The sequence below is a fragment of the Halomonas borealis genome (assembly GCF_004798905.1).
GTDB lineage: Bacteria > Pseudomonadota > Gammaproteobacteria > Pseudomonadales > Halomonadaceae > Halomonas > Halomonas borealis.
Genome location: NZ_SDMO01000002.1, coordinates 1 through 12970, shown reverse-complemented (window position 1 = coordinate 12970; position 12970 = coordinate 1). Strand labels below are relative to the sequence as shown.

General features: G+C 67.2%; 9 protein-coding genes. 5 read left to right on the top strand and 4 right to left on the bottom strand.

The annotated features are described in order from the left end of the window. Nucleotides 1–73 precede the first annotated feature (73 nt). A complete protein-coding gene (gene prlC / locus ETC07_RS03045; protein ID WP_136247039.1) occupies nucleotides 74–2122 on the bottom strand; it encodes an oligopeptidase A in 2049 nt (682 codons plus the stop codon). 122 nt (nucleotides 2123–2244) lie between these two features. Here prlC and ETC07_RS03040 point away from each other — a divergent pair, with 122 nt between their 5' ends. From ETC07_RS03040 to ETC07_RS03030, 3 genes are all read left to right on the top strand, one after another. Then, complete coding sequence (locus tag ETC07_RS03040; RefSeq protein ID WP_136247038.1) at nucleotides 2245–3585, top strand: sodium-dependent transporter; 1341 nt, start codon at nucleotides 2245–2247, stop codon at nucleotides 3583–3585. Between the two features lie 16 nt (nucleotides 3586–3601). Then, complete coding sequence (locus ETC07_RS03035) at nucleotides 3602–4150, top strand: gamma carbonic anhydrase family protein (RefSeq protein ID WP_136247037.1); 549 nt, start codon at nucleotides 3602–3604, stop codon at nucleotides 4148–4150. A 142-nt stretch (nucleotides 4151–4292) separates the two neighbouring features. Then, the gene (locus tag ETC07_RS03030; RefSeq protein ID WP_136247036.1) at nucleotides 4293–4964 is read left to right on the top strand and encodes a metal-dependent hydrolase; all 672 of its coding nucleotides are present in this window, start codon (nucleotides 4293–4295) and stop codon (nucleotides 4962–4964) included. On the opposite strand, the gene ETC07_RS03025 is transcribed toward ETC07_RS03030, so the two are convergent. The 3 genes from ETC07_RS03025 to ETC07_RS03015 are packed head-to-tail and all read right to left on the bottom strand — an operon-like array spanning nucleotide 4940 to nucleotide 9010. Continuing rightward, on the bottom strand, nucleotides 4940–6322 hold the full coding sequence (locus ETC07_RS03025; RefSeq protein WP_136247035.1) for a sigma-54-dependent transcriptional regulator: 1383 nt from the start codon (nucleotides 6320–6322) through the stop codon (nucleotides 4940–4942). The two genes, ETC07_RS03030 and ETC07_RS03025, sit on opposite strands and share 25 nt — an antisense overlap. Next, nucleotides 6315–8234: a sensor histidine kinase gene (locus ETC07_RS03020; protein ID WP_136247034.1), complete on the bottom strand. Its 1920-nt coding sequence runs from the start codon at nucleotides 8232–8234 to the stop codon at nucleotides 6315–6317. Before ETC07_RS03020 ends, ETC07_RS03025 begins: the two co-directional genes overlap by 8 nt. Continuing rightward, nucleotides 8231–9010, bottom strand: coding sequence for a GntR family transcriptional regulator (locus ETC07_RS03015; RefSeq protein WP_136247033.1), 780 nt, complete (start codon nucleotides 9008–9010; stop codon nucleotides 8231–8233). Before ETC07_RS03015 ends, ETC07_RS03020 begins: the two co-directional genes overlap by 4 nt. A gap of 480 nt (nucleotides 9011–9490) precedes the next feature. Between ETC07_RS03015 and lldD the strand changes: the two genes are divergently transcribed. Continuing rightward, nucleotides 9491–10624, top strand: a complete 1134-nt coding sequence (gene lldD / locus ETC07_RS03010; protein ID WP_136247032.1) for an FMN-dependent L-lactate dehydrogenase LldD — start codon at nucleotides 9491–9493, stop codon at nucleotides 10622–10624. A gap of 101 nt (nucleotides 10625–10725) precedes the next feature. Next, entirely contained in the window at nucleotides 10726–12444 is a 1719-nt protein-coding gene (locus tag ETC07_RS03005) for a hypothetical protein (RefSeq protein WP_136247031.1), read from the top strand. Nucleotides 12445–12970 lie beyond the last annotated feature (526 nt).

Genomic DNA, 12970 nt, shown 5'->3' with positions numbered 1-12970 from the left:
CCTCCTGGTCGATGGGGTCGGGTGTGTTCAGGCGGCGCGGATGCGCTGCCGTGCGATGTCACCTTGGTGGGTATCAGGCGGCGCGGATGCCGCTGTGGCGCAGTAGCGGTTCGACGCTGGGCTCGCGGCCGCGGAAGGTGCGGAACAGCTCGGCGGCGTCGCGGGAGCCGCCGCGTTCGAGGATCTCGGTGCGGAAGCGCTGGCCGGTCTCGGCGTCGAAGATGCCGGCTTCCTCGAAGGCGCTCCAGGCATCGGCGGACAGCACCTCGGCCCACTTGTAGCTGTAGTAGCCCGCCGCGTAGCCGCCGGCGAAGATGTGCCCGAAGCCGTTCTGGAAGCGGTTGAAGGTAGCCCGTGGCAGCACCGAGACGGCGTCGCGGACCTCGTCGAGCAGCGCCTGAATGTCGTCGGCGGAAGGTGCGGAGAGCTCGCGATGCAGGCGGAAGTCGAACAGCGAGAACTCGAGCTGGCGCGCCATGCCCATCGCCGACTGGAAGTTCTTGGCCGCCTGCAGCTTGTCGAAGAGCGCCTCGGGCAGCGGCTCGCCGCTGTCGACGTGGCCGGCGATCAAATCGAGGCCTTCGCGTTCCCAGCAATAGTTCTCCATGAACTGGCTGGGCAGCTCCACCGCGTCCCAGGCCACGCCGTTGATGCCGGAGATGTCGGCGACGTCCTGACGGGTCAGCATGTGATGCAGGCCGTGGCCGAACTCGTGGAACAGGGTGGTGACCTCGTCGTGGGTCAGCAATGCCGGGGCGTCGCCCACCGGACGGGTGAAGTTGCAGGTCAGGTAGGCCACCGGCAACTGCAGCGTGTCGCCCTCCTGACGACGCACTCGGCATTCGTCCATCCAGGCGCCGCCGCGCTTGCCTTCCCGGGCATAGAGATCCAGGTAGAAGCCGGCGATCGGCGCGCCGGCGTCGAGGATGCGGAAGTAGCGCACGTCGGGGTGATAGCGGGGCGCCGTCTCGTGTTCCTCGAAGGTCACACCGTAGAGCCGCTCGACCACTTGGAACAGGCCATCGACCACGCGCGGCGCGGGGAAGTAGGGGCGCAGCTGCTCATCGGAGATGGCGTAGCGCGCCTCGCGCAGCTTCTCACTGGCATAGCCCACGTCCCAGGGCTCGAGTGCGTCCATGCCCAGCTCATCGCGGGCGAAGGCGGCCAGCTCGGCGAATTCCTCGCGGGCCTGGGGCACGGCACGGTTGGCCAGGTCCTCGAGGAAGCCGATCACCTGGCCGGGGGAGTCGGCCATCTTGGTGGCCAGCGAGTAGTCGGCGTAGGTGGCGAAACCCAGCAGTTCGGCGAGCTCCTGGCGCAGCGCCAGGGTTTCTTCCATCACCGGGGCATTGTCGAATTCGCCGGCGTTGGGGCCCGCGTCGGAGGCACGGGTGACGAAGGCGGTGTAGACCTGGTGGCGCAGCTCGCGGTCGTCGGCATGGGTCATCACCGGCAGGAAACTGGGGAAGTCCAGGGTGATGCGATAGCCCTCGATCCCCTTGGCCTCGGCGTTGGCCTTGAGGGTCGCCAGCGCGCTCTCGGGTAGCCCGGCCAGGCGGGTGTCATCCCGAAGGTCCAGGTGCCAGGCCTGGGTGGCGTCGAGCAGCTGATTGGAGAAGGTGTTGGTGAGGCTCGACAGCCGCGCCTGGATCTCGCCGTAGCGGCGTTTCTGCTCGGTGGGCAGGTCGACGCCGGCCAGGCGGAAGTCACGCAGGGTGTTGTCCACGGTACGCCGCTGGCCTTCGTCGAGCTCGGCCCAGGCCGGGCCGTCCTTGAGGGCCTGCCAGGCGCGGAACAGCCCTTCGTGCTGGCCGAGCCAGGTGCTGTACTCGGACAGTTGCCCGAGGCTGGTCTCGAAGGCCTGGCGTAGCGCTGCGTTGTTCATGGTGCCGTTGAGATGCGAGACCGGCGACCAGGCCCGCGACAGGCGGTCGTTCAGCGCCTCCAGCGGCGCGGCCAGGGTCTCCCAGCGGGGTGTCTCCCGTTCGGCCCGGGCCACCAGGGCCTCGATGGCCTCGCGGTTCTCCGCCAGCAGCGTCTCGATCGCCGGCACCACGTGCTCGGGCTTGATCTCGGCGAAGGGCGGCAGGGTGTGGGCGTCGAGCAGGGGATTCGTGGACATGCGCACCTCGAGGGAAAAGGATGACGGTGAAAAGGGTCATAGCGCTTAGATGCGGGCGGTCGAGGCGGGTTTCAATGTGCTAGGCTTGGCGCCATTTTTCACTTCAGGCCGGAGACGAGGCGATGAACGAAACCCTGGAGCGCTGGAGCAGCCGCCGCGCCTTCATCCTGGCGGTGACCGGTGCCGCGGTGGGGCTGGGCAATATCTGGCGCTTTCCCTATATCGCCGGCGAGAACGGTGGTGCCGTCTTCATCCTGCTCTACGTGGCCTTCGTGGCGCTGCTGGGGCTGCCGGTGATGATGGCCGAGATCCTGATCGGCCGCGCCGGGCGACGCAGCCCCATGCAGTCGCTGAGCCATCTGGCCGCCCAGGCCGGGCATAGCCGTCACTGGCGCTGGCTGGGGCTGTTCGGCGCCTTCACGGTGTTCTGCATCCTGTCCTTCTATTCGGTGGTGTCGGGCTGGTCCATCGAGTTCCTCGTCTCGGCGATCAATGGTGACTTCGCCGGCCAGGATGCCGCCCAGGTCGGTGCCGGCTTCAATGCCTTCCTCGCCGACCCGGGGCGCATGACCTTCAACCATACCCTGTTCCTGGTGCTGACCATGCTGGTGGTCGCCGCCGGGGTGACCAAGGGCTTGGAGCGGCTCAACAACCTGTTGATGCCGCTGCTCTACCTGTTGTTGCTGGTGCTGGCCGGCCACGCCGCCACCACCGATGGTTTCGGTCCGGCGCTGGCCTGGCTGTTCACTCCGGACCTGTCGGCGGTGACGCCCTCGGTGCTGTTCGCCGCCATGGGGCACGCCTTCTTCACCCTGGCGGTGGGGGCTTGTGCGCTGATGGCCTACGGTGCCTACATGCCCGATCATCAGAGCCTGCCGCGGGCGGCGCTGGGCGTCGCGGTGCTGGATATCACCGTGGCGCTGCTGGCCGGCATCGCGATCTTCTCGGTGGTCTTCGCCCAGGGCATGGACCCCGCCGAAGGGCCGGGACTGATGTTCGTGACCCTGCCGGTGGCCTTCGCCGACCTGCCGTTCGGGGCCTTCTGGTTGTCGCTATTCTTCCTGCTGCTGCTGCTGGCGACCTGGACCTCGTCGATCAACCTGGCCGAGCCGATGGTCGCCACCCTGCAGGGCTGGGGGCTCAAGCGCGCTCAGGCCGCCGCCGCGGTGGGCGTGGCGGTGTGGCTGGTGGGGCTTTTGTCGGTGCTGTCCTTCTCGACGCTCGCCGACGTCGAGGTGCTGTTCGGGATGAACGCCTTCGACCTGGTGACCACCATTCCACCGGAGATATTCCTGCCCGTGGGTGGCGCGCTGATCGCGGTGTTCGCCGCCTGGGTGCTGCCCGAGGTGGTGGCGCTGCGCGCCCTGGACGCCGGCCCCACCGGCTTTCGCCTGTGGCGTACCACGGTGCGCTGGGTGTCGATTCCGCTGACGCTGGTAGTATTGGTGTCTGGACTGATCTGACGATGGGAGCGGTGTGATGAGCGAAGCCAAGACACTGAGGCCCTGGCAGGGCACGAGCCCGCGGCTGGGCGAGCGCGTCTATATCGATCCGGCCTGCCTGGTGCTGGGCGACGTGGTGCTGGGCGACGATTGCTCGGTGTGGCCGATGGCGGTGATTCGCGGCGACATGCACCGCATCCGCATCGGGCGCCGGGTGAGCATCCAGGACGGCAGCGTGCTGCACATCACGCATGCCAGCGACTTCAATCCCGAGGGCTTCCCGTTGACCCTTGGCGACGATGTCACCGTCGGCCACAAGGCGATCCTGCACGGGGCCACCCTGGGCAGTCGCATCCTGGTCGGCATGGGAGCCATCGTCATGGACGGTGTGGTGGTCGAAGACGAGGTGATCATCGCCGCCGGCGCCGTGGTGCCGCCGGGCAAGCGCCTGGAGGGCGGCCATGTCTACGCCGGTAACCCGGCCAAGGCGCTGCGCCCGATCAAGGACAAGGAGCGCGCCTTCTTCCCCTATACCGCCGGCAACTACGTCAAGCTGAAGGACGAATACCTGGCGGCGCAGGGCTGAGGGGCCAGGCGGATGAGGGGCGATTCCGGGCCAGCGCACTCGCGCGAGGTGCAAGAAACGCTTGATCCGCCAACTGATTGTTTTCTTTGGCCATGTCGAGCGCTAAACTGATGTTTTATCCAGTCAGTGAGGCGCCGCGGTCATGGCCGACTTTCGAACCCACCTCGGCGTGGCCGCGTCCCTAGGCGCGGTGGTCGCCCATGTCGGCTGGCAGGCCGGGCTATGGGGGCTGGCCGAGGGGCTGCCGATCCTGGCGCTGGTAACCTTCGGTGGCATCCTCCCCGATATCGACGCCGACCGTTCCAAGGCGATCCGCCTGATCTTCAACCTGCTGGCGATCCCCGCCGTGGTGGCCGGGGCGCTGTGGCTGCAGCGTCGCCTGGAGCCGGGGCCGTTGATGGTGGCCTGCGGCGGCATCTACCTGGCCGTGCGCTACCTCGGCGGGGCGTTGTTCTGTCGTTTCACCGTGCATCGCGGCATCTGGCACTCGCTGCTGGCCGGGGCACTGTGCGGGTTGATCACCACGGCCCTCGGCCATCGCCTGTTCTCGCTGTCCGACCAGCTGGCCTGGAGTTACGGCGCGGCGCTGGCGGTCGGCTTCGTGATCCACCTGTCGCTCGACGAGTTGTATAGCGTCGACCTCACCGGGGCGCGCCTCAAGCGCTCCTTCGGCACCGCTCTCAAGCCCTTCGATTGGCGCCAACCGGGCAATTCCTTGGCCATGCTGGTGGTGGCGGCGAGCCTCTTGCCCTGGCTGCCGCCGTGGCAGCCGTTGGCCGATCTGCTGGCTCAGGGCTCGGCGCTCTGGCGGTAGTCCTCGGCCTTGAGGCCATGCTTCTTCAGCTTGTCGTAGAGCGTCTTGCGTGGCACATCCAGCGCCGCGCAGGCCTCGCTGACGCGGCCCTGATGACGGGCCAGCGCCTGGCTGATCAGGCTCTTCTCGAACAGCTCCACCTGGCGGGGCAGGGACGGCTCGCCGCCCTCATGCTCGTCGCCTGCCAGCAGCGTCTCCAGCCGATAGTCGCAGGTCACGCCCAGCAGCACGTAACGTTCGGCGAGGTTACGCAGTTCGCGCACGTTGCCGGGCCAGTCGTGGGCCAGCAGCGCCGAGGTGCCGGTGGCGTCCAGCGGTGGGGCTTCCAGGCCGCTGCGGTTGGCGGCGATCACCGCGAAATGCTGGAACAGCAGGGGGATGTCCTCGCGGCGCTCGCGTAACGGAGGAACCGGTAGGGTCACCACGTTGAGCCGGTAGTAGAGGTCCTCGCGGAAATGGCCGGCCTCGGCGGCGGCCTTGAGATCGACCTTGGTGGCGGCGATGACGCGGATGTTCAGCCCGACCGGTTGATTGGAGCCGAGCCGCTCGATGCTGCGTTCCTGTAGCACCCGCAGCAGCTTGACCTGCAAGGCCAGCGGCATGGACTCGATCTCGTCGAGGAACACGGTGCCGCCCTGGGCATGTTCGAACTTGCCGATGCGCCGCTCCACGGCGCCGGTGAAGGCGCCCTTCTCGTGGCCGAACAGTTCCGATTCGATGGTGCTCTCGGGGACCGCGCCGCAGTTGATGGCGACGAAGGGGCGGCCGCCGCGGGCGCTGCGTTCGTGAATGGCGCGAGCCACCAGGTCCTTGCCGGTGCCGGTCTCGCCGAACAGCAACGCGTCGGTCTCGACCTGGCTGATGCGTTGAGCCATGGAGGCCAGCCGTTGTAGCGCCGGGGTGCGGCCGACCAGGCGGGGCCCCGGGGCCGACTGCTGGGCCTCGAGTTCGGCCTTGAGGGTGCGGTTCTCGAGGCTCAGGCGGCGCTTGTCGATGCCGCGTCGTACCACCTCCACCAGATGCTCTCCGGCGAAGGGTTTCTCGAGGAAGTCCCAGGCGCCGTCGCGCATCGCCGTCACGGCGGTGGAGATGTCGCCGTGGCCGGTAATCAGCACCACCGGCAGGTCCGGATCTCGCTCGCGGATGTCGCGCAGCAGCGCCATGCCATCCATGCCGGGCATGCGGATGTCGCTGATCACCACGCCGGGGAAGTCGGGCGTCAGCGCCGCCAGGGCGTCCTCGGCACGCTCGAAGGCGTGGGGCTCATAGCCGGCCAGCTCCAGGGTCTGGCCGGCGGTGATGCGCAGGTGCGCCTCGTCGTCGATGATCATCACCGGGGTCGCCGGGAGTTCAAGCATGGGGAAGTCGCTCCTCACGGAATGCCGGGGTGTCGGTGCCCGTGTCGCGGGGCAGGCTGATGGTGAAGCGGGCGCCGCCTTCGGCACCGTTGGCGACCTCCAGGCGGCCGTCGAGGTCGTCGATGATACGCGCCGAGATCGAGAGTCCCAGCCCCAGGCCGCTGCCGGCGGCCTTGGTGGTGTAGAAGGGCTCGAAGATGCGCGACAGCCGTTCCTCGGCGATGCCGGGGCCGTTATCGGCGACCACCAGGTGCACGCGTTGGTGATCGGCGGTGATGGCGAGCGTCAGGCGCGGTGAGTGGCCCTCGGCGGTCGCCTGCAGGGCGTTGCCGATCAGGTTGACCAGCACCTGTTCGAGGCGTACCGGGTCGGCGCGTACCCAGAGCTCGTCGTCGGGCTGATGGCGCTCCACCGTCACATCGCCCTCGCCGAGCCGAACCTGGAACAGTCGCAGGGCGTAGTCCAGGCAGGAGGCCACCGAGACGGCGGTCAGGTTGTCGCCGCTCTTGCGCGAGAACTGCCGCAGCTGGGCACTGATCTCGGCCATGCGCTCGGTGAGCTCGATGACCTGGCCGAGATTCGCGTCGGCGGCCTCGACCCGGCTGCGGGCGATGAAGGCGCGGGCATTTTCGGCGTAGGCGCGGATCGCCGCCAGCGGTTGGTTGAGCTCGTGATTGATGCCGGCGGCCAGCTGGCCGAGCACCGCCAGCTTGGCGGCCTGGACCAACTCGTCGCGGGTCTCGCGCAGGCGCTGTTCGGCGCGGCGGCGTTCCTCGATCTCATCGGAGAGGCGTCGATTGGTGGCGGTCAGGTCGTGGGTGCGTGCCTCGACGTGGCGCTCCAGCTCGTCGCGGGCCCGGGCCAGGGTGCGGCGTTCGCGCTCGGCGAAGCGTTCGCGCTCACGGCGCAGCCTCAGCCGTTGCCAGCCGATGCCGCCGCCCAGCACCACCAGGCCATAGAGCCCCCCGGCCAGGGCGGCGGCTAGCCATTGAGCATCGATCACCGGGGTGAGCGGCTTGAGGATGTGCATGTCCCAGCCGAAGCCAGGCACGGGGCGAGTCAGGCTCAGGTAGCGCTCGCCGACCAGCGGGCCGGCGGTGAAGTCCACCAGCCGGGCGCGCTCGTCGCGCCGTTCGAACGCGCGGATGCCGGCCGGTGGCAGCGCGGCGTCGGCGTAGCGTCGCGAGGCTCGGAGGGCCGCCCGCTCGGCCGCGTCGAGCGGTTCGGTGGCGGTGAGGCGCAGCTCCGGGCGGCTGGCCATGAAGATCACGCCGTCGCCGTCGGTGACCAGCAGCTCGGCATCCTGCTCGGCCCAGCTCTGTTCGACGGCATGCAGTAGTATCTTGAGCACCATGACGCCGTCGGGCCGGGCGCTGGGGGCGGTGTCGTCGAGCCATACGGGGGCCGAGAAGTAGTAGCCGCGCTCCCGGGAGCGTAGGCCGAGGCCGAAGAAGCGGCCCTTGTGGCCCTGGATGGCCTGCTGATAATAGCGCCGGAAACGGTAGTTCTCGCCGATGAAGGTGCTGTCGCGATGCCAGTTGCTGGCCGCCAGGGTGTCGGCATGGCGGTCGAGCAGGTAGATGTCGGAGACGTCGGCGGTGGCGCGGAAACGATCGAGCAGCCGGTTGAGCGGCATCGGGTCCTGCTGCGTGGGGGCCGCCAGGAAGCGTTTGACGGCTTCGCGGGAAGCCAGCAGTTCGGGCAGGTAGTCGTGACGCGACAGGTGCCCGGTGAGGCCGGCCACCGACAGGCGCAGCTCATTCTCGGCGTCGTCGCGCAGCGCCTGAAGCGCTTGCTCGCGGGCGACCTGGGCGGTTTGCCACAGGCATAATGCCAGGCCGGCCAGGCCGATGAGGGCCAGCAGGGCGCGCAGTCGGCGGCGCCGTGAGGGCGTGGGCGAGGCGTGCGTCATGCCTCGGTTGGCGGTGTCGGCATGGACTGGGCGCGACGCAGCGAGCGCTGGGCGCGGGTCTCGGCCCGGGCCGCGGCGAGCAGGTTCTCTTCCACGTAGACCAGGTGGTCGTGGGAGCAGGCGCGGGCTTCCTCGGCGCGCCCCTGGAGGATGGCGTCGAGCAACGCGCGGTGCTGGGTCATCAGGCGCTCGCGGGCATCGGGCTTGGCGAACAGCTGCTCGAGGTTGTCGACGATGCTTCGCTCCAGCAGGTGGAAGATGCCACGGATGCTGTGCAGCAGCATCACATTGTGGGCGGCCTCGGCGATGGCCAGGTGGAAGGCGGCATCGGCCTTGGCTTCCTCGGCCGCGTCGCGGGCCGCGAAGCGGGCCTCGAGCTCCTCGAAGCGTTGCAGCATCACCGCCTTGTCGGTGGGTGTGGCACGCAGCGCGGCATAGTAGGCGGAGAGGCCTTCCATGGCATCGCGGAACTCGAGCAGGTCGAGGTGAAACTCGCCGTGCCGCGAGAGCATCTCCAGTAGCGGGTCGCTGTAGCCGCTGTGGAGGTCCTCGGTGATGAAGGTGCCGCCGCCCTGACGGCTTTGCAGCAGGCCGCGCGCGGCGAGCTTCTGGATCGCCTCGCGCAGCGAGGGGCGCGAGACACCGAAGCGCTCGGCCAGTTCGCGCTCGGGCGGAAGGCGTTGGCCGGGCTTGAGGCTGCCTTCGAGGATCAGTGCTTCGAGGCGTTCGGTGATCACGTCGGCAAGGCGCGGCTGGCGCAGGGTCGGGTAGGACATGGGGCATTCCTGGGCGGAAGATCTATGCTCACATGGTAGCGTTTTTGAATTGGTATTACCAATGTTATGTCGTGAAGGCGCCTGGGCATTACGGTGATTTTTCAAGGGCTTGCGGCTCTGTATTCCTGCCTTAATACCAAGGTATGGGGAGGTTGGGCGAGCGGAATTTTGACACCCTGATAGTCGAGCCATAGGCTATCGACATCCTTAAGGGTTAATTGGTTTTACCAATTTTTCTTCGTCGGGCATCCATCGTCATAGGCGTCGAGAACCGGCCCATGCTTTCCACCGACGTCCCTCGTTGCGCTCGAACGGTGGGCGGCTGCGCTCCACCCGTTCGGCCGGGCATCGCTTCTCCGGCGTGCCGTGTCAGTGGGGGCTCGACGAGAGGCGCCGGCCGGGTGTCGATGGCCCCGAAGTGGGGCCACGGAGCCTGCGTTAGCCATTCATTGACCGCTCATCCACTGTACAGGGCTCGCCATGATCATTTCCGCCGCCACGGACTATCGCCAGGCCGCCAAGCGTCGCATTCCGCCCTTCCTCTTCCACTATGCCGATGGGGGCGCCTATGCGGAGCACACGCTGCGGCGGAATGTCGAAGACCTCGCCGGGGTCGCATTGCGTCAACGCGTGCTGAAGGACATGTCCTCGCTATCGCTTGCGACCGAGTTGTTCGGTGAGTCCCTGGCCATGCCCGTGGCCCTGGCCCCCGTGGGGCTGACGGGTATGTATGCGCGGCGTGGCGAGGTGCAGGCGGCCCGGGCGGCCGCCGGCAAGGGGATACCGTTCACGTTGTCCACGGTGTCGGTATGCCCTATCGATGAGGTCGCCTCGGCCGTGGGGCGCCCACTCTGGTTCCAGCTCTATGTGCTGAAGGATCGCGGCTTCATGCGCCATGTCCTGGAGCGTGCCAAGGCGGCGGGCGTCAAGACGCTCGTCTTCACGGTCGATATGCCGGTGCCCGGGGCGCGCTACCGCGATGCCCATTCCGGCATGAGCGGCAAGCATGGGGGGATTCGACGCATGTTGCAGGCCGCCACCCATCCGCGTTGGGCCTGGGACGTGGGCGTGCATGGGCGCCCTCATGATCTGGGCAATGTGTCGGACTATCGCGGTCAGCCGACGGCGCTCGAGGACTACATCGCCTGGCTTGGCGACAATTTCGATCCCTCCATCTCCTGGAAGGACCTGGAGTGGATTCGCGAACTCTGGGATGGACCGATGATCATCAAGGGCATCCTCGACCCCGAAGATGCCCGCGATGCCGTGCGCTTCGGGGCGGATGGCATCGTCGTCTCCAATCACGGCGGCCGTCAGCTTGATGGGGTCCCTTCCACCGCGCAGGCCTTGCCGGCCATCGCCGATGCGGTCAAGGGCGACCTGGCTATCCTGGCCGATTCCGGGGTGCGTAATGGGCTCGACGTCGTCCGTATGATCGCCATGGGGGCCGATACCGTCTTGCTGGGCCGTGCCTTCGTGTATGCGCTCGCGACCGCCGGCGAGGCGGGAGTGACGCACCTGCTCGAGCTGATCGACAAGGAGATGCGCGTCGCCATGACTCTCACCGGGGCGCGCAGCATCGCCGATCTGGGGGCGGATTCTCTGGTCTCGTGAGGCGTCGTGACGGGAGTCGTGGCTCGATGCACGGCGTTTTCCGCTATAGTGCGCTTGCCCCGCCGATGCGGGGCCGCCGCCACTTCGTAGGGAGACAACACGTGGATACTCAAGAAACTCGGCGCTTCTGCGCTTCATCGGGTCGCCTGCTGGTGGGCCTGGCTGGGCTCATCCTGCTGGCGGGTTGCAGCGACGACGAGGCGCGCTTCGCCTCGGCGCCTGAGGTGTCGGCCGGTGTGGGCATCGAGGGGGAGCTGACCTCGACCAGCCCGGTCAACCTCAATAACGGGACTCGCTATTCGGCGCACTGGCTGTGCGGCGATGACGGTGCCAAGCGCTATCGCTATACGCTGGAAGCGCCCTTCGACGCCTCGTTGTCGGCCTTCGACGATCAAGGCCACTGGCTGGGGTCGGCCGAGGCAGGCGCCGATGGCCAATCGGCGATCCTGCTGACCGCTCCCGAGGCGCAGCGTTGCACCCTGGTGGTGGTCAATGGCCGCGATGGTGCCGCCTTCGGGCCCTATGCGCTGGAAGCCGAGGCGGCCGACGAGGCAAACGCCCTGACGGCCGGCGATCCGCTGGTTGGCCGGCTGGAAGACGGCGCGGCCGAGTATTCGCTCAGCCTGGATGCCCCCGCGCACCTCGAGCTGGCCCTGTCCGGTGAGGAGGGGCTCGACATGCGTCTCTTGGGTGAGGACGTGAACCAGCGGGCCGAGTCGTGCGCCGCCGGCGAGTTGCGCCTCGATGCCTATCTGGAAGCGGGCGACTATCGTGTCCAGCTGGGGCAGGCGGCCAAGCCCAACATGGCCGCGACGGAGTGTGCGAGCCACCTGCTGAGCACCGGGGGAAGCTATCAACTGCTCGCCGAGCAGCGCGATCTCGCCGAGGGGCGTCGCAACGGCGGGCCGCTGCGTGATGGCGATCGCATCGGCGGCAGCCTGGACGGCGAGTCGTCGAACTTCTATGCCCTGCATCTCGACGAGCCTTCCGAGGTGACCGTAGAGCTCGGCTCATCGGACTTCGATACCGTGCTCAGCGTGAGCGGCGATGGCACCGAGATCCGCAACGATGATAGCGGTCGCAATACCGATTCGCGCATCCAGACGGTGCTGATGGCCGGTGACTATCGCGTCGAGGTGGCGAGTTACGGTAACAGTCGCGGTGACTATGAACTGGCGATGCAGCGTGGCGAGTTCAGCGGCGAGTTTCGCAACGATGGGCCGATCGCCAGCGGCGACGAGGTCCAGGGGCAGTACGGTGGTATCGGCAACAACCGCTATCAGTTCACCGTCGAGGAAGTTGCCGAGGTGAACCTGGCGCTCGCGTCCCAGGATTTCGACCCGGTGCTGCGCCTGCAGGGCAATGGTGTCGATCTCAGCGATGACGACAGCGGGGGCGATCGCAATTCGCTGATCAGCACCGTGCTGGAGCCCGGTGATTATACCCTGGATGTGCAGAGCTACAGCGGGAATGGCGTCTATACCCTGAGTGCCAATACCGCTGCCTTCGAGGGCCGCATGAGCGACGGGGGCGAGATGGCGCCGGGCGAGACGATCTATGGCGAGATGTCGGCCGGTGGGCACCTCACGTATCAACTGGTGGTCGACGAGGCGCGTGAAGTGGTGCTGGAGAGTACGTCGAGCGCCGTGGATACTATCCTCAGCCTGAGTGGAAACGGTGTCGACGCGCAGAACGACGATGCCGCCGACCTGGGGCTTGGTTCGCGCATCGTGCGTCGCCTGGAGCCGGGCACGTATGAAGTTAGCATCAGTGCCTATGGCAGCAGCAACGGCATGGTGCGCCTGTCCTCCGGAGAGTAAAGCCTGCGCCGGGGTGTCGCATCGGCGGCGCTCCGGCGATTGCGCGAAGGCGGTCAAAAAGCCCTTGCGTCCCTCCGCCGTAGCCCGTAAAGTACGCATCCGCTGCCGGCGACGGGTAACGTTGCAGGCGGTGATGGGTGGTAGAAGCACTTGTTTTCTTTGAGGTTTTTCGGCGTTATCGAAAAATGCTCGGTTGACAGGAACGCCGGAATCGGTAGAATGCTCACCACTCGATCGGACGTCGCCTTGGTTGTTCAGGCGATGGCGCGGTCGCCCACTCGGCGCTTTCGAGCCGCGAGATCACGGGTTGACACGACGCACCGATCGCGTAGAATACGCCTTCCTTGCGAGGCGCTGGCCAAGTGGCCGGTAACGCAAGATGCTCCGCTCCTTATCGAGTGTGAGTGGCTCTTTAACAATCGATCAGATAATTCATGTGGGCGCTTGTCGGGATGTCGGTGACTAGTCACTGAATATCAAGACAAGCGACTCGTCAAGAGAACGTTTGAATCTTGAACCAAGTTTG

Coding starts and splice junctions, on each gene's coding strand:
- ETC07_RS03035 (WP_136247037.1), top strand. CDS start 3,602: ATGAGCGAAGCCAAGACACTGAGGCCCTGGCAGGGCACGAGCCCGCGG.
- ETC07_RS03025 (WP_136247035.1), bottom strand. CDS start 6,322: ATGCTTGAACTCCCGGCGACCCCGGTGATGATCATCGACGACGAGGCG.
- ETC07_RS03020 (WP_136247034.1), bottom strand. CDS start 8,234: ATGACGCACGCCTCGCCCACGCCCTCACGGCGCCGCCGACTGCGCGCC.
- ETC07_RS03040 (WP_136247038.1), top strand. CDS start 2,245: ATGAACGAAACCCTGGAGCGCTGGAGCAGCCGCCGCGCCTTCATCCTG.
- prlC (WP_136247039.1), bottom strand. CDS start 2,122: ATGTCCACGAATCCCCTGCTCGACGCCCACACCCTGCCGCCCTTCGCC.
- ETC07_RS03030 (WP_136247036.1), top strand. CDS start 4,293: ATGGCCGACTTTCGAACCCACCTCGGCGTGGCCGCGTCCCTAGGCGCG.
- ETC07_RS03015 (WP_136247033.1), bottom strand. CDS start 9,010: ATGTCCTACCCGACCCTGCGCCAGCCGCGCCTTGCCGACGTGATCACC.
- lldD (WP_136247032.1), top strand. CDS start 9,491: ATGATCATTTCCGCCGCCACGGACTATCGCCAGGCCGCCAAGCGTCGC.